This window comes from Microbacterium jepli (assembly GCF_047237905.1).
In the GTDB taxonomy this organism is placed as follows: domain Bacteria; phylum Actinomycetota; class Actinomycetes; order Actinomycetales; family Microbacteriaceae; genus Microbacterium.
In genome coordinates, this window is record NZ_JBDFLW010000005.1 from 2,208,513 (window position 1) to 2,222,280 (window position 13,768).

A 13,768-nucleotide genomic window follows, 5' to 3' on the forward strand; every position below is an offset into this window, starting at 1 on the left:
TCTCCATTGTCGACCGGCGGCACCGCCCCGGGGCCGCGGACGATTCCCGGGTCGGTAATGCTCGACATCGAAGCAGATCGGACCCCGCGAGACGGATCTCCCCCAGACTGGGTCCATGGATGCCGCCACCGCGATGTTCCCGCTGGGCTCGGTGCTGTTCCCCTACATGCCGCTGCCGTTGCGCATCTTCGAGGAGCGCTACCGCATCATGCTCGGCACGGTGCTCGACGACGAGGAGCCGGCATTCGGCGTCGTCCTGATCGAGCGCGGCTTCGAGGCGGGTGGCGGCGACCACCGCTTCGGTATCGGCACGCTCGCGCGGCTGACCCACGTCGCGGCGGGTGCGGACGACGTGCACGTGGTGGCCCGCGGGGCCGAGCGCTTCGAGGTCGAGGAGTGGCTGCCGGACGACCCGTACCCCCGGGCGAAGGTGCGGCCCGTGCCGGACCTGACCTGGAACGAGGCGCTGACGCCGCTGCGCGCCGAAGCGGAGCGCACCGTGCGCCGCGTGCTCGCCCGCGCGGCCGAGTACTCCGAGACGACCTGGCCCGCCGACGTGGAGCTGTCCGAAGACCCGGTGGAGTCGAGCTGGCAGCTGGCGGCCATCGCCCCGCTCGGCGACCTCGACCAGCTCCGGCTGCTGCGCTCCCCCACCATGGGTGGTCTGCTGGCCGGCCTCATCGACCTCACGCTCGCCGCGGAGCCGGTGCTCACCGCGGGCAGCGCCGACCGCTCCTTCGAGGAGGAGCTGGACGCGCTGAGCCGAGCCGTCGCCGCGGAGACGCGCGACGAGCCGGCAGACGGTGATGAAGGGCCTGCCGACGCGCAGGACGACGAGACGGGCGACGAGCGCGGAGACGACACGGCTCCCCCGCGCGCCTGACGCCGCTCCGTTCAGCTCCGGATGGCGTCGGCGATGCGGGTGTCGCCGCTGTTGAACGAGATGATGCGGCGGATGCTGGAGGCATCGGCCAGCACCGCGGCGATGACCGCGGCCACGTCTCCTCGGGGCACCGAGGCGGCCTTCTCGGCAGCCGCGTTGATGCGCCCCGTCGGCGGGTCGAGGGTGAGCGCGCTGGGCCGGAGCACCGTCCAGTCCAGTCCGCTGGCCTGCAGATGCTCGTCCGCCTGGGTCTTGGCCTCCGCGTACGCGAAGAAGTCGTCGTCCTCGGGAACCCCGTGATCGGGCCCGGCACCGAAGTACGAGACCATCACGAAGCGGCCGGCTCCGGCATCCCGTGCGGCGTCCATCGCGCGGATGGCGGCATCGCGGTCGACGGCGTAGGTGCGCTCGGGCGAGCCGCCGCCCGCGCCTGCTGACCAGACGACGGCGTCGTTCCCGCTAAGGAGATTCGTCAGCTGCTCGAGGTCGAGGGACTCGACGTCGGCCACCACGGCCTGCGCGCCGGTCTTCTCGACGTCGGCGCGGTGCTCCGGGTTGCGGATGACGGCGGTCACCGTCTCGCCGCGCTCGACCAGGAGCGGCTCGAGGAGGAGGGCGACCTTGCCGTGGCCGCCGATGATGAGGGTGCGAGGGGACGTGCGATGTTCGTCAGTCATGAGACGAGTCTGCGGGGTCCGACCCCCCGTCACCACGGGGTTGCGCCCGGCCGGCGGATCGCACGGCCGGGCGCACCGTGTCAGTTCAGCGGCCGGGTCGAGGACGGGATGACGCCGTCGGCGTAGAGATCGGTGGCCAGATCCTGCAGCGCCGTCAGCGCCACGCGCTGGGTCATCGGCCCATAGGAGATGCGCGCGACACCCAGGGCCTCGTACTCCGCGGCGGTGAGCGCGCCGGGCAGCCCGATGACGCTGATCTTGCGGTGGCCGATCCCCTCGACCAGCCGTCGCGTCACGTCGGCGTCCAGGACGCCGGGCACGAAGACCAGGTCCGCGCCGGCGTCGAGGTAGGCGCGTCCGCGCTCGATCGCGTCGGCGACGGACTCGGCCGCGGGGCGGTCGCCGCCGCGGACGAAGGCGTCGGTCCGGGCGTTGAGCACGAAGGGCACGCCCTCGGCCTCACCGGCGCGCACGATGGCCTCGACGGCGGCGACCGCCTCGGACAGCGGCTTGAGCCGATCCTCGACGTTCGCTCCCACCGACCCTGCTCCGATGGCGCGGCGCGTGGTCTCACCGGCGTCGCCGAAGCCGGCGTCCAGGTCGGTGGACACCGGGAGGTCCGTGACGGCGGTGATGCGCTGGATCGCGGCGATCATGAGATCGAGGGGGATCTGCTCGCCGTCGGCGTAGCCGTGGCTTGCGGCGATCGAGTGCCCCGCGGTGGCGAGCGCCTTCGTGCCGGGCAGCGCCGCGATGGCCGAGGCTGACACGGCGTCCCAGACGTTCACGACGCGGAGGATCTCCGGGGCGGCGTGCAGAGCGGCGAGGGTCTGTGCTTTCTCCTGCTGAGTGGTCATGCTCCGACGCTAGCGCGGCGAGCACTGCTGCCGTCCGCCGGGGGCCTGCGCTTGCGCGGACGCGCACTCTGGACTAGTCCACGACGCCGTCGAGGTACCACCAGCGGCCGCTCTGGAACACGAACCGGCTGCGCTCGTGCAGCACACCGCTCGTCGCACCCTGCCGCCAGCGCGCGCGGAACTCGACCGTCCCCCGGCGATCACCGGGGCCGCCCTCGGTGGACAGGATCTCGAGTCCCTGCCAGCGCGTCCCGTCGTCGATGTCCAGTGCGTCGGGGCGTGTCCCGGGGTGCCAGGAGTCACGCACATAGGCGGTGTCGCCGCGGGCGAAGGCGGAGTACCGGCTGCGCATCAGCGCCTCGGCCGTCGCGGGCGGCTCTCCGCGGTGGGCGGGGGCGCAGCATCCGTCGTACGTGTCCCCGCTACCGCACGGACACGGTTCGTCGCCACGCGTCCTGGCCGCCCGACCGCCTCCCGGACCCGTCATCTTCCCGACGCCTCTGCGCAGGCGACGCAGCGTCGGGCGGCGGGACGGACGGCGAGCCGCGCCGGAGGGATGCTGCGCCCGCACCCCTCGCACACCCCGTAGGTTCCCGCGGCCAGACGCCCCTCCGCGGCCTCGAGATCGGCGAGCTCGGTGAGCGTGTCGGCCCGCTGCCCCTCCGCACGCGACCATTCGGCCGCCAGCGTCGGACCCTCCGGGTCGTGCTCGTCGTCGGCGACCGTGTCCGCCCGTGCGGCGCGGATGTCGCCGAGCCGCTCGCCGGTGAGACCCAGCTCCGCCTCGAGGGCACGTCGACGGTCCGCCAGCGCGTGGGCGATCTCGCCCGTCGAGTCTCGGATGTCCGCCATGAGACCAGTGTGCGTCAGCCCGCCGACATCGCGCCCGTCGCCGGCCCCGCTCCCCCGCGCCTACCGTGGGGGGATGCGCATCCCCGTGTCCCTCCGCGCACCCCAGCGGACGCCGTTCCTGCTCGTGGCGAAGTCGGGGCTGGCCGCGGTCGCCGCCTGGCTCGTGGCCGGGTGGGCGGTGCAGGGTCCTCCGCCGGTCTTCGCGGCCATCGCGGCGCTCCTGGTGGTGCAGCCGAGCCTCAACCAGTCCTTCGGAAAGGCGATCGAGCGCAGCGTGGGCGTGATCGTCGGTGTGCTCATCGCCACGATCCTCGGGGTGTTCCTCGGCGGCGGCACACCGATCGTCCTCCTGGCGATCGTCTGCGCGCTCCTCATCGCCTGGGCGCTGAGGATGACGTCGGGTACGACCAACCAGGTCGCCATCAGCGCGATGCTCGTTCTGGCGCTGGCGGCCGCCACACCCGGGTACGCGGTGGACCGCATCCTGGAGACCGTGATCGGCGCCGTCATCGGCATCCTCGTGAACCTCGCGCTCGTGCCGCCCGTCGCCATGCGACCGGCCCGCGAGGCCGTGGACCGTCTGCTCGAGGAGATCGCGTCGTCGCTCGAGCGCCTCGCGGATGCGCTCGACACCGCCCGGACGCCGGCCGAGCTGCAGGGGCTCCTCATCGAGGCGCGGCTCATGCGTCCGATGCGGGATGCCGCGGAGGCGGCCATCGCGACGAGCGAGGAGTCGCTGGCGCTGAACCCCCGCGGGCGCCGGCACCGCCGGGAGCTCGCCGACCTCGCCGCGCTCCTGGACCGCTTCGGGCCGATCGTGACGCAGGTCATCGGCATGACGCGGGCGGTCGCCGATCTGTACGAGGACGGCATCAGCGAGGAGCCGGCCGTGCGCGCCATCGCCGAGCAGCTCCGGCGGGCGGCGCACGATGCGCGGCGCGAACTCTCCCGGACGCTGCCGCGCGAGGAGCCCGTCGTCCCCGCCGACGAGCCGCCGGCTCTGACCGCGCCGCTCGACGTGTCCGCGCCGTCGCGCCGTCACTGGCTCCTCGTCGGCTCGCTGCTGGTGGATCTGCGCCGCGTGCACGAAGCGCTGGGCGAGCGGGAGGAACCTCCCGCGACCACCGGGGTGCGCAGCATCCGTCGCCGGTGATCCCGGTCCTCCATCCCGCGTCGGTGCGATGAACGGCGGATGACGCTTCATGTCGCGGGTGGTCCGCTCGCGGCATACCCGTGTAGGCTGAGGCGTGATCCACAGGTCGGGTCAGCGTTCGCGCTTCTGGATCTGTGATGCCGAACTCGGCCGCGATCACCCGTAGACGGCTCAGCCGCCTGAGAAGAACCCTCCGGAAGCCCTCGGCCCGGAGCGAGAGTAGAACGATCCCGACTTCCCGAACGCCTCTCTCGGCGTCCTCCCCGCCCTTCCGCGCGGGCCCCACGTCTACCGCCTCTGCGGTGACGTCCCTCCTCTTCGGCCTTTCGCCGATCCCCTGTCCACACCTTGCACGGCGTGGTCATCTGGGCACCGCATAAGCCGTGCCGAACACCTGAAGAAAGAAGACATCATGGCAACTGGAACCGTCAAGTGGTTCAACTCCGAAAAGGGCTACGGCTTCATCGCCCCGTCCGACGGCACCCCCGACGTGTTCGCGCACTACAGCGCGATCGCCTCGACCGGTGGCTTCCGCAACCTGGAGGAGAACCAGCAGGTCGAGTTCGACGTGGCACAGGGCCCCAAGGGCCTGCAGGCGGAGAACATCCGCCCGCTCTGAACCACCTCGTCTTGAGCCTCGCGCTCTGAACGACAAGAGGTCGTCCCGCTTCGGCGGGGCGACCTCTTGCTTTATCCGCAGGGCCTGGAGAGCTGCCGGCACACGAAAGCGCCGGCGCACATGATGTGCGCCGGCGCTCGTGTCGTGCGGGCTCAGACCTTGCGGAAGCGCTCCACGATATAGCAGTCGAACGGGTCGCGCGCAGCCAGGCCGACGCGGTTCAAGTAGTCGATGACGATGCGGTACGACTGCAGGATGGTCGTCTCCGTGTAGGGGACGCCCAGCGTCGCGCAGTGCTCGCGCACGATCTCGCTCGCGCGGGCCAGGTGCGGCCGCGGCATGTTCGGGAACAGATGGTGCTCGACCTGGTAGTTCAGCCCTCCCATGAGGATGGTCGCCCACCATCCGCCGCTGATGTTGCGGGACGTGCGCACCTGCTTGGTGAAGAAGTCGAGCTTCGCACCGGCGTCGATGACGGGCATGCCCTTGTGGTTCGGGGCGAACGACGCACCCATGTACACGCCGAACACGGCGAGCATGACGCCGATGAAGGCGAAGGCCATGCCGAGCGGCAGCAGGAGGAAGACGGGCACGAGGATGACGGCGAAGTGCGCCGCGATGAGCGACAGCTCGGTCCAGCGGCCCTTCACGGGTCCGCGGCTCACGAGGTGCTTGATACCCAGGAAGTGCAGGTTCAGGCCCTCGAGCGTGAGCAGCGGGAAGAACAGCCACCCCTGGCGGCGGACGATGAATCCCATGAGGAGCGGCGTCTTCGCGGCATCCTCTTCCAGGAAGCGGATCGTGTCGACCTCAATGTCCGGATCCTTGCCCACCCGGTTCGGGTTGGCGTGGTGACGGGTGTGCTTCGAGTTCCACCAGCCGAGGCTGATGCCCACGACGCCGGCGGCGAGAAAGCGACCGAGCTTCTCGTTCGCGGGGCCGGACGCCAGGATCTGCTTGTGCGCGGCCTCGTGTGCCAGGAACGCGGCCTGAGTGAACAGGACGCCGAGCGCCGCAGCGATGAGCAGCTGGAACCAGCTGTCGCCGAGCAGGATGAAGCCGGTGACGGCGCCGCCGAACGCGAGTGCGAGCACACCGCCGACGATGGCGTAGAAGCCCTGGCGACGCCCCAGCAGTCCGGTCTCCCGCACGAGCTGCGACACCTCGGTGTACGCGTGGGTCAGGTGGGGGAAGGTGTCATTCCCCGCGTAGGTGGAGCGAACAGGGCCGAGTCGCGCGTCGGGATAGGCGACAGCAGTGGCAGAAGCGATGGGGTACCCGATCGTCTTGGCAAACTCGCGGTGCAAGTCCGGAGATGGAAGCCAAAGGCAGGTGCCGATCGCTGTAGTCAGACTACGCGGGGTCGTATGCCGCAGGCAGGATGTGGTGGCGATCTACAGCAACCGCGGAGGAATGCGTCAGGTTCGGGTTCGTGAGGTGGATGCCGCGGGCCCCCGCTCCTCCTCATGTGGATAACTCTCCGCGGGTCCGCGGGGCGGGATTACGGTGGGGGCGTGCGCTCCCGCCTGTCCCTCATCGTCGCCGTGTCGACTCTCGCCGCGGCGTTGCTGAGCGGCTGCACGGGCGAGCCTGCTCCGGTCGCGAGCACGCCGACGTTCGCGACGGAGGACGAGGCTTTCGCCGCGGCGGAGCAGACCTATCGCAATTACGTCGACGCGCTCAATCAGGTGGATCTGAGCGACCCGGCCACGTTCGAGCCTGTGTACGCGTGGACCACAGGTGACGCCAATGCGGCAGACCGCAAGTCTTTCGCGTCCCTCCACGCTGATGGGGTCACCGTCGACGGCAAGACCTCTGTATCGCTGATGCAAGGCACCGGCTTCACGGCAGATCCTCCAGCCTTCACTCTGGCGGTGTGCCTGGACGTTTCAGATGTACGCCTAAGCAATCCCGACGGTAGTTCAGCCGTGCCTAGTGATCGTCCCGACCTGCAAAGCCGGGACGTCCTGATGGAGGGCTCCCAAGAGAGCCCAACAGGGTGGGTGATCTCTAGTTTCCAGTCGAGGTCAGGGGACCCGACATGTTGATCCGCAGGGCCGCAACCCTCCTCATCGCGATCAATCTCACCGCCCTGTCTCCGAACATCGTTCCTGTATCCACCGCCGGAGGCAGCTGCGATGGGAATGGATGGTCCGGCGGCTGCTCCGTTTCGAACTCCGGGTCCAGCGTGGACATCGGCGGAAGCGCGACCGACCCGGGCGATGACGGCTCGGGCGGGCGGGGAGACGAGTCCGAGGGCGACGGCGAGGGCGGAGGCGGCGCGGAGGACGGAGGCACCGGTCCCGCGACGACCCCGCAGTGCATCCCCTCCCCGACAGAGTTCTGCCGGGGCAACTACGAGGTCGTGGGCCTGCCCGACGTGACGATCGACGACCTCGCGTCGTTCGTGCCGGCGCGTCCGAGCCTTGTGGGCGAACCGGACGGCGTGGGCATCGTCGGCATGGCGACGAATGTGGTGGCCGCGGCATCCGCTCAGGACATCGCCGGCCGGCTGTTCGAGTACGACGTCACCGTGCGCTTCACGCCCGCCGGCTACCGCTTCTCCTACGGCGACGGCACCACGCGTGCAACCGACACCGGCGGGGCGACCTGGGCGCAGCTGGGCCAGGCCGACTTCACGGCCACACCGACCAGTCACGCCTACGGCGAGCGCGGCACCTACACGGTGGGCGTCACGGTGCTGTACAGCGCCGCGGTCGACTTCGGCACCGGACGCTGGCGTCCCGTGGCGGGCTTCGTCGAGGCCACCACGTCCGGCTACGACGTCCGCATCGTCGAGGTGCGCACGGCGCTGGTCGACAAGACGTGTTTGGAGAATCCCCGCGGTCCGGGCTGCTAGATCGGCGTCGTCGCACCCTGCCAGACTGGCCGGGTGACCGACCGACTGATGCTCCTCGACTCCGCGTCGCTGTACTTCCGTGCGTTCTACGGCGTGCCCGACACGGTCAAGGCACCCGACGGCTCACCGGTCAACGCGGTGCGCGGTTTCCTCGACATCATCACGAAGCTGATCACGATCTACGAACCCACCCACCTCGTCGCGTGCTGGGACGACGATTGGCGGCCGCAGTGGCGCGTCGACCTCATCCCGACCTACAAGACCCATCGCGTCGCCGAGGTCGTCGAGGTCGGTCCCGACGTGGAGGTCGTGCCCGACCCTCTCGAAGTGCAGGTGCCGGTCATCCGCGAGGCGCTCGGCGCGGTCGGCATCCCCATCGTCGGCGCGGCGGAGCATGAGGCCGACGACGTCATCGGCACGCTCGCCGCGACCTCGACGCTCCCGGTGGACGTCGTCACCGGAGACCGCGACCTCTTTCAGCTGGTCGACGACGACCGCGACGTGCGCGTCATCTATACCGCGCGCGGCATGAGCAACCTCGAGGTCATCACCGTCGCGGTCGTCGTGAAGAAGTACGGCGTCCTCCCCTCGCAGTACGCCGACTACGCCACACTGCGCGGAGACGCCTCCGACGGACTGCCCGGCGTCGCGGGCGTGGGAGAGAAGACCGCCGCCACGCTGCTCGCCGCGCACGGCGATCTCGCCGGGATCATCGCGGCCGCGGAGGCCGGCGGCGGGATGTCGGCGGGGGTCCGCTCGAAGATCGCGGCGGCCGCGGACTACCTCGAGGTCGCTCCCACCGTGGTCGCCGTCGTCCGGGATCTCAATCTTCCCGAAGTCGATGCGCGCCTGCGTCCCCTCGGCGAGACAGAGCGACAGGATGCTGCGGCCCTGGCCGCGCGCCGCGGTCTCGGTTCCGCGATGGACCGCATCATCGCCGCACTCGACAAGGCCGGAGCGGCCTGAGAAAGCTCAGCCCGCGCACTCACCGGGCACGGCGCACCGGACGGACTCAGCGCCGCCGGCCGGTCCATTCGCGCAGACGCTTGAGGGGCCACGTCGTGATGATCCTGTCTGCGGGCACGCCGCCCTTCTCGGCGCGCTCGGCGCCGTAGTCGATCAGCGACAGCTGCCCGGGCGCGTGCGCGTCCGAGTCGATGGAGAAGAAGCATCCCTCCCGCAGGGCGATCGCGATGAGGTCGTCGGGCGGATCCTGCCGCTCCGGCCGGGAGTTGATCTCCACCGCGACGTCGTGCTGCGCGCATGCGGCGAACACCGCCTTCGCATCGAAGGTCGACGGCGGCCGCGTGCCGCGCGAGCCCTCCACCAGCCGCCCCGTCACATGGCCGAGCACATCCATCCGCCCGCTCGAGACGGCGGCGACCAGTCGCCGCGTCATCGGCGCGCGCTCCATGCGCAGCTTCGAGTGGGCCGAGGCCACGACGACGTCGAGCTCGCGCAGCAGATCGGGCTCCTGATCGAGACCGCCGTCCTCGAGGATGTCGACCTCGATGCCCGACAGCAGGGTGAAGCCGTCGCCGCTCATCGCGGCCACCACCTTCAGCTGCGCGCGCAGCCGTTCGGGTGAGAGGCCGTTGGCCACACGCAGTCGGGGGGAGTGGTCGGTGAGCGCGAGGTACTCGTGACCCAGCGCCCGGCCGGCGTCGACCATCAGGTCGATCGAGGTGAGGCCGTCCGACCACTCGCTGTGGGAGTGGAGGTCACCGCGCAGCTGTTTCCTCAGCTGCGACGCGCGCTGCCCGCCGGCCCGCTCGCGCAGGTCCTCGAGGTAGGAGGGGGTCTTCCCGGCCAGCGCCTCCTGGATGACGGCGAAGGTCGAATCGCCGATGCCCTTCCGCCGGCGGAGCGAGGCGGCATCGCGGACCTCGGCGTCGGTGAGACCGCTGATCGCGTCGGACGCGGCGCGGAACGCCTTCGACTTGTACCGCGACGAGCGTTCGCGCTCGAGCAGCGTGGCGATCTCGTCCAGCGCCTCCCGGGGGTCCATCGCCGTTTCCGCTCAGACCGTGGCGCCGGCGAGCTCGGCGCTCACCTGCACCCACTCGTCGAGCTTCGCGACGGCTGCACCGCCGTCGACGGCTGCGGCCGCGGCATCCTGCGCCTCTGCGAGACGCTCCAGGATCGGGCGCTGCACCTGCGTGGCATCCTGCGACAGCCGGTACGCGACGATGCCGGCGGCGGCGTTGAGGAGCACGATGTCGCGCACGGCGCCGGTCTCCCCCTCGAGCATCCGTCGCACGATCGCCGCGTTGTGCGCCGGCTCGCCGCCGAGAAGCTCGTCGATGTCGGCCAGCCGGATGCCGAGGTCGCGGGGGTCGAGGTCGTGCTCGTGGATGTCGCCGCGGCTGACCTCCCACAGGCGGCTGTGACCGGTCGTCGTCAGCTCGTCGAGGCCGTCGTCGCCGCGGAACACGAGCGCCGTCGCCCCGCGGGTGCGGAACACACCGGTGATGAGCGGGACGCGGTCGAGGTGCGCGACGCCCACGGCGTTCGCCTCGGCGCGCGCCGGATTGCACAGGGGCCCGAGGAAGTTGAACACCGTCGGCACGCCGAGCTCGGACCGCGTTGGCCCCGCGTGACGGAAGCCCGGGTGGAAGGCCGATGCGAAGGCGAACGTGATCCCGGTGCGCGCGAGCACCTCGGCGACGGCCTCGGGCGACAGCGACAGGTCGAGCCCGAGCGCCGCGAGCACGTCGGAGGCGCCGGACGACGAGCTGGCCGCCTTGTTCCCGTGCTTCACGACGGGGATTCCGGATGCCGCGGCCACCACCGCCGCCATGGTGGAGACGTTCACCGTGCCGAAGCGGTCGCCGCCGGTGCCGACGATGTCGAGCACGTTGGCGTCCACGCGGAGCGGCAGGGCGGCCTCGAGGATGGCGTCGCGGAAGCCGACGATCTCATCGACCGTCTCGCCCTTCGCGCGCAGCGCGATGAGGAAGCCGGCGAGCTGCGACGGAGTCGCCGAGCCCCGCATCACCTGACGCATCGCCCACGTCGACTCGGAGACGCTGAGGTCGCGGCCCGAGAGTAGATCGGTGAGGATGTCCGGCCAGGTGTGAAGGTCCGCCATGCCTTCCGATCGTAGTGCGGAGAGGCCGGGGCGACCGGCCGCGGTCGTGCTCAGCCGACGCACATGAGGCGTTGCGAGCACTCGTAGGGGACTCCTAGCGCACACCGAGGCCGAACTAGGCCGACGTGAAGCTAAATCGTTGTCCGGGGATGGAAGCCACTGTCTGTACCTGAGTCATAATGGGGACTGTGACGACCACAACAGCGGCCTATTCCCAGGCGATGCGCTCCGTCAAGCGGCCCGATCCGGTCGCTGTGGGAACCATCGTGTGGCTCGGAAGCGAGGTGATGTTCTTCGCGGGTCTCTTCGCGATCTACTTCACCCTTCGCAGCACCTCGCCCGAGCTCTGGGCGCAGGAGACCGAGCTCCTCAACGTTCCCTACGCCACCGTGAACACCATCATCCTGGTGCTCTCCTCGGTGACGTGCCAGATGGGCGTCTTCGCCGCCGAGCGCTTCCAGCCGTACACGGTGAAGTCGAAGTCGTTCTTCCAGCGCTGGGGCATGGTCGAGTGGTTCTTCCTCACCTTCGCCCTGGGCGCGATTTTCGTCTCCGGACAGGTGTGGGAGTACGCGCAGCTCGTCGCCGAGGGCATGCCGATCAGCGCCAACTCGTACGCCTCCGCGTTCTACATCACGACGGGCTTCCACGCCCTCCACGTGACCGGTGGTCTCATCGCCTTCCTCCTGGTCATCGGCCGGGCGTACGCGGTGAAGAACTTCGGCCGTAAGGAGATGACCACCTCGATCGTCGTGTCGTATTACTGGCACTTCGTCGACGTGGTCTGGATCGCCCTGTTCCTCGTCATCTACTTCCTGAAATGAGCGGAGCTGCCCGAATGGCACGCGAGAAGAAGCATCGTCCGACCGGTCGCCGGAGCCCCTGGGCTGCGGCGGCGCTGATCGGCATCGGCCTGCTCCTCACGGGCGGCGTGTACGCCGGAGCGTCGGCAGCCATGGCGTCGACCACCGAGCCGGCGGCCGCCAGCGCGCTCACCGTCGAAGACGGCCAGAAGCTCTTCCAGGCGAACTGCGCCACCTGCCATGGTCTGAACCTGCAGGGTTCCGAGAACGGCCCCTCGCTCTACGGCGTAGGCGAGCTGTCGGTCCACTTCCAGGTCAGCACGGGACGCATGCCCCTGCAGCAGAGCGGACCGCAGGCACCGCAGAAGCCGCCGCAGTTCACCGAGGACCAGGTCGCGGCGATCGCGGCGTACGTCCAGTCCACGGCTCCCGGCCCGACCTACCCGGCGGACGAGGTCCTCGACGGACAGGGCGATTCGGCGCACGGTGCCGAGCTGTTCCGCATCAACTGCGCGATGTGCCACAACGTCGCCGGCGCCGGTGGGGCGCTCACCGAGGGCAAATACGCCCCCAACCTTCACACGGTGTCGCCGCTCAACATGTATGCCGCCATGGTCACGGGCCCGCAGAACATGCCGGTCTTCAACGACATGAACCTCACCCCGGAGGAGAAGCGCGACGTCATCTCCTACCTGGTCTACCTGCAGCAGAACGAGTCCCCCGGCGGATTCGACCTCGGCTCCCTCGGACCGGTGTCCGAAGGTCTCTTCATCTGGATCTTCGGAATCGGCACCCTGATCGCACTGACCGTCTGGGTCACGGCGAAATCCAATTGATCTTCCCTGACGCGATACGCACGGATTGACGAGGAGCACCATGGCACACGAAGTCGACGCGCTCGAGCACGAGAGGCCTTCCTGGAAGCCCTCTCCGGGGCTCACCGTCGCGGTCATCGATCCGGTGCAGCCCCCTGAGCTTCCGCCGCACCGCGAGCGTGCGACGGACAAGGACCCGGCGGTCATGAAGCGCGCCGTCCGCACGGTCTACACGCTCTTCTACCTGTCGGTCGCGGCCAGCATCTGGGCGGTCGCCGCCTACATGATCTTCCCGATTGAGAGCGGGCGGATCGTCGACATCCGCAGCAACAACCTCTTCATCGGCCTCGGCATCGGCACGGCGCTCCTGGCGCTCGGCCTCGGCGCCATCCACTGGTCGAAGGCGGTGATGTCCGACAAGGAGTACATCGAGCCCCGTCACGCCACGCGTGGCAAGGACAGCACCCGCGAGGCGGCTGTCGCCGTGTTCGAGATCGCCGACAAGGAGTCCGGCTTCGGACGCCGCGTCATGATCCGCAACTCGCTGTTCGCAGCCCTCGCGGCCTCGATCATCCCCGGCGTGACGCTCTTCCGCGGCCTCGCCCCGCAGAACACCGCGGCGAACCCCATCGCGGGCCAGCCGGTGCCGCTGCTCAGCCAGACCATGTGGACCGAGGGCGCGTACCTCACCCACGACCCGTCGGGTGAGCGCATCCGCGCCGCAGACGTGACGCTCGGCTCCGCCGTGCACGTCATCCCCGAGGAGCTGGCGTCGCTGACCCACGAAGAGGGCTACCTGGAGGAGAAGGCCAAGGCCATCGTCCTGCTGATGCGCCTTCTCCCCGAAGACCTCAACGAAGCGCCTGAGAAGGCCGACTGGTCCTATCAGGGCATCGTCGCCTACTCCAAGGTCTGCACGCACGTCGGATGCCCCGTGGCTCTGTACGAGCAGCAGACCCACCACCTGCTGTGCCCCTGCCACCAGTCGCAGTTCGACGTGGCGAACGGCGCGGCGGTCATCTTCGGCCCGGCGGCGCGTCCGCTGCCGCAGCTGCCCATCACCATCGACGCAGACGGGTACCTCGTCGCCAAGAGCGACTTCCTCGAACCCGTCGGCCCGAGCTTCTGGGAGCGGCATTGAGCACCTCGACTCACCCC

The 13,768-nt window shown here is 69.9% G+C and carries 16 protein-coding genes; 9 read left to right on the forward strand and 7 right to left on the reverse strand.

Translation table 11 applies throughout. The features are described 5' to 3' along the window. Positions 1 to 115: 115 nt before the first annotated feature. Complete coding sequence (locus ABC304_RS14710; protein ID WP_412931733.1) at positions 116 to 883, forward strand: LON peptidase substrate-binding domain-containing protein; 768 nt, start codon at positions 116 to 118, stop codon at positions 881 to 883. Positions 884 to 894: 11 nt separating this feature from the next. Here ABC304_RS14710 and ABC304_RS14715 read toward each other — a convergent pair whose 3' ends face one another. From ABC304_RS14715 to ABC304_RS14730, 4 genes are all read right to left on the reverse strand, one after another. Beyond that, a complete protein-coding gene (locus ABC304_RS14715) occupies positions 895 to 1,560 on the reverse strand; it encodes an SDR family oxidoreductase (RefSeq protein WP_412931735.1) in 666 nt (221 codons plus the stop codon). Between the two features lie 80 nt (positions 1,561 to 1,640). Then, positions 1,641 to 2,417, reverse strand: coding sequence for an isocitrate lyase/PEP mutase family protein (locus ABC304_RS14720; RefSeq protein ID WP_412931737.1), 777 nt, complete (start codon positions 2,415 to 2,417; stop codon positions 1,641 to 1,643). Positions 2,418 to 2,490: 73 nt separating this feature from the next. Then, the gene (locus ABC304_RS14725) at positions 2,491 to 2,904 is read right to left on the reverse strand and encodes a YchJ family protein (RefSeq protein ID WP_412931739.1); all 414 of its coding nucleotides are present in this window, start codon (positions 2,902 to 2,904) and stop codon (positions 2,491 to 2,493) included. After that, complete coding sequence (locus ABC304_RS14730) at positions 2,901 to 3,269, reverse strand: TraR/DksA family transcriptional regulator (RefSeq protein ID WP_412931741.1); 369 nt, start codon at positions 3,267 to 3,269, stop codon at positions 2,901 to 2,903. Before ABC304_RS14730 ends, ABC304_RS14725 begins: the two co-directional genes overlap by 4 nt. Positions 3,270 to 3,342: 73 nt before the next feature. Here ABC304_RS14730 and ABC304_RS14735 point away from each other — a divergent pair, with 73 nt between their 5' ends. Continuing rightward, positions 3,343 to 4,422: an FUSC family protein gene (locus ABC304_RS14735; protein ID WP_412931743.1), complete on the forward strand. Its 1,080-nt coding sequence runs from the start codon at positions 3,343 to 3,345 to the stop codon at positions 4,420 to 4,422. Positions 4,423 to 4,834: 412 nt separating this feature from the next. Then, positions 4,835 to 5,041: a cold-shock protein gene (locus tag ABC304_RS14740; RefSeq protein WP_127095279.1), complete on the forward strand. Its 207-nt coding sequence runs from the start codon at positions 4,835 to 4,837 to the stop codon at positions 5,039 to 5,041. Between the two features lie 152 nt (positions 5,042 to 5,193). Here ABC304_RS14740 and ABC304_RS14745 read toward each other — a convergent pair whose 3' ends face one another. Then, positions 5,194 to 6,348 carry a fatty acid desaturase family protein gene (locus tag ABC304_RS14745; RefSeq protein WP_412931744.1) on the reverse strand — a complete coding sequence of 385 codons (1,155 nt, stop codon included), beginning with the start codon at positions 6,346 to 6,348 and terminating at the stop codon, positions 5,194 to 5,196. A gap of 207 nt (positions 6,349 to 6,555) precedes the next feature. On the opposite strand from ABC304_RS14745, the gene ABC304_RS14750 reads away from it, so the two are divergent. From ABC304_RS14750 to ABC304_RS14760, 3 genes are all read left to right on the forward strand, one after another. Beyond that, entirely contained in the window at positions 6,556 to 7,089 is a 534-nt protein-coding gene (locus tag ABC304_RS14750) for a hypothetical protein (protein ID WP_412931746.1), read from the forward strand. A gap of 140 nt (positions 7,090 to 7,229) precedes the next feature. Further along, entirely contained in the window at positions 7,230 to 7,901 is a 672-nt protein-coding gene (locus tag ABC304_RS14755) for a hypothetical protein (RefSeq protein ID WP_412931748.1), read from the forward strand. A 33-nt stretch (positions 7,902 to 7,934) separates the two neighbouring features. After that, positions 7,935 to 8,867: a 5'-3' exonuclease gene (locus ABC304_RS14760; RefSeq protein WP_412931750.1), complete on the forward strand. Its 933-nt coding sequence runs from the start codon at positions 7,935 to 7,937 to the stop codon at positions 8,865 to 8,867. A gap of 46 nt (positions 8,868 to 8,913) precedes the next feature. Here ABC304_RS14760 and ABC304_RS14765 read toward each other — a convergent pair whose 3' ends face one another. Further along, complete coding sequence (locus tag ABC304_RS14765; protein ID WP_412931752.1) at positions 8,914 to 9,909, reverse strand: PHP domain-containing protein; 996 nt, start codon at positions 9,907 to 9,909, stop codon at positions 8,914 to 8,916. 12 nt (positions 9,910 to 9,921) lie between these two features. Further along, complete coding sequence (gene trpD / locus ABC304_RS14770; RefSeq protein WP_412931755.1) at positions 9,922 to 10,992, reverse strand: anthranilate phosphoribosyltransferase; 1,071 nt, start codon at positions 10,990 to 10,992, stop codon at positions 9,922 to 9,924. Between the two features lie 179 nt (positions 10,993 to 11,171). On the opposite strand from trpD, the gene ctaE reads away from it, so the two are divergent. Genes ctaE through qcrA form a run of 3 tightly spaced genes read left to right on the forward strand, consistent with a single transcriptional unit; the run spans position 11,172 to position 13,751 of the window. Further along, the gene (gene ctaE / locus ABC304_RS14775) at positions 11,172 to 11,816 is read left to right on the forward strand and encodes an aa3-type cytochrome oxidase subunit III (protein ID WP_412931757.1); all 645 of its coding nucleotides are present in this window, start codon (positions 11,172 to 11,174) and stop codon (positions 11,814 to 11,816) included. A 14-nt stretch (positions 11,817 to 11,830) separates the two neighbouring features. Then, complete coding sequence (gene qcrC / locus ABC304_RS14780) at positions 11,831 to 12,631, forward strand: cytochrome bc1 complex diheme cytochrome c subunit (protein ID WP_412931759.1); 801 nt, start codon at positions 11,831 to 11,833, stop codon at positions 12,629 to 12,631. Positions 12,632 to 12,671: 40 nt separating this feature from the next. Continuing rightward, positions 12,672 to 13,751, forward strand: a complete 1,080-nt coding sequence (gene qcrA / locus ABC304_RS14785) for a cytochrome bc1 complex Rieske iron-sulfur subunit (RefSeq protein WP_127095270.1) — start codon at positions 12,672 to 12,674, stop codon at positions 13,749 to 13,751. Positions 13,752 to 13,768 lie beyond the last annotated feature (17 nt).

Bases quoted from the DNA above. Each gene is read 5' to 3' on its own strand.
- trpD (WP_412931755.1), bottom strand. From the start codon at position 10,992: ATGGCGGACCTTCACACCTGGCCGGACATCCTCACCGATCTACTCTCG.
- ABC304_RS14720 (WP_412931737.1), bottom strand. From the start codon at position 2,417: ATGACCACTCAGCAGGAGAAAGCACAGACCCTCGCCGCTCTGCACGCC.
- qcrC (WP_412931759.1), top strand. From the start codon at position 11,831: ATGGCACGCGAGAAGAAGCATCGTCCGACCGGTCGCCGGAGCCCCTGG.
- ABC304_RS14735 (WP_412931743.1), top strand. From the start codon at position 3,343: ATGCGCATCCCCGTGTCCCTCCGCGCACCCCAGCGGACGCCGTTCCTG.
- qcrA (WP_127095270.1), top strand. From the start codon at position 12,672: ATGGCACACGAAGTCGACGCGCTCGAGCACGAGAGGCCTTCCTGGAAG.
- ABC304_RS14715 (WP_412931735.1), bottom strand. From the start codon at position 1,560: ATGACTGACGAACATCGCACGTCCCCTCGCACCCTCATCATCGGCGGC.
- ABC304_RS14730 (WP_412931741.1), bottom strand. From the start codon at position 3,269: ATGGCGGACATCCGAGACTCGACGGGCGAGATCGCCCACGCGCTGGCG.
- ABC304_RS14710 (WP_412931733.1), top strand. From the start codon at position 116: ATGGATGCCGCCACCGCGATGTTCCCGCTGGGCTCGGTGCTGTTCCCC.
- ABC304_RS14725 (WP_412931739.1), bottom strand. From the start codon at position 2,904: ATGACGGGTCCGGGAGGCGGTCGGGCGGCCAGGACGCGTGGCGACGAA.
- ABC304_RS14765 (WP_412931752.1), bottom strand. From the start codon at position 9,909: ATGGACCCCCGGGAGGCGCTGGACGAGATCGCCACGCTGCTCGAGCGC.
- ctaE (WP_412931757.1), top strand. From the start codon at position 11,172: ATGGGGACTGTGACGACCACAACAGCGGCCTATTCCCAGGCGATGCGC.
- ABC304_RS14740 (WP_127095279.1), top strand. From the start codon at position 4,835: ATGGCAACTGGAACCGTCAAGTGGTTCAACTCCGAAAAGGGCTACGGC.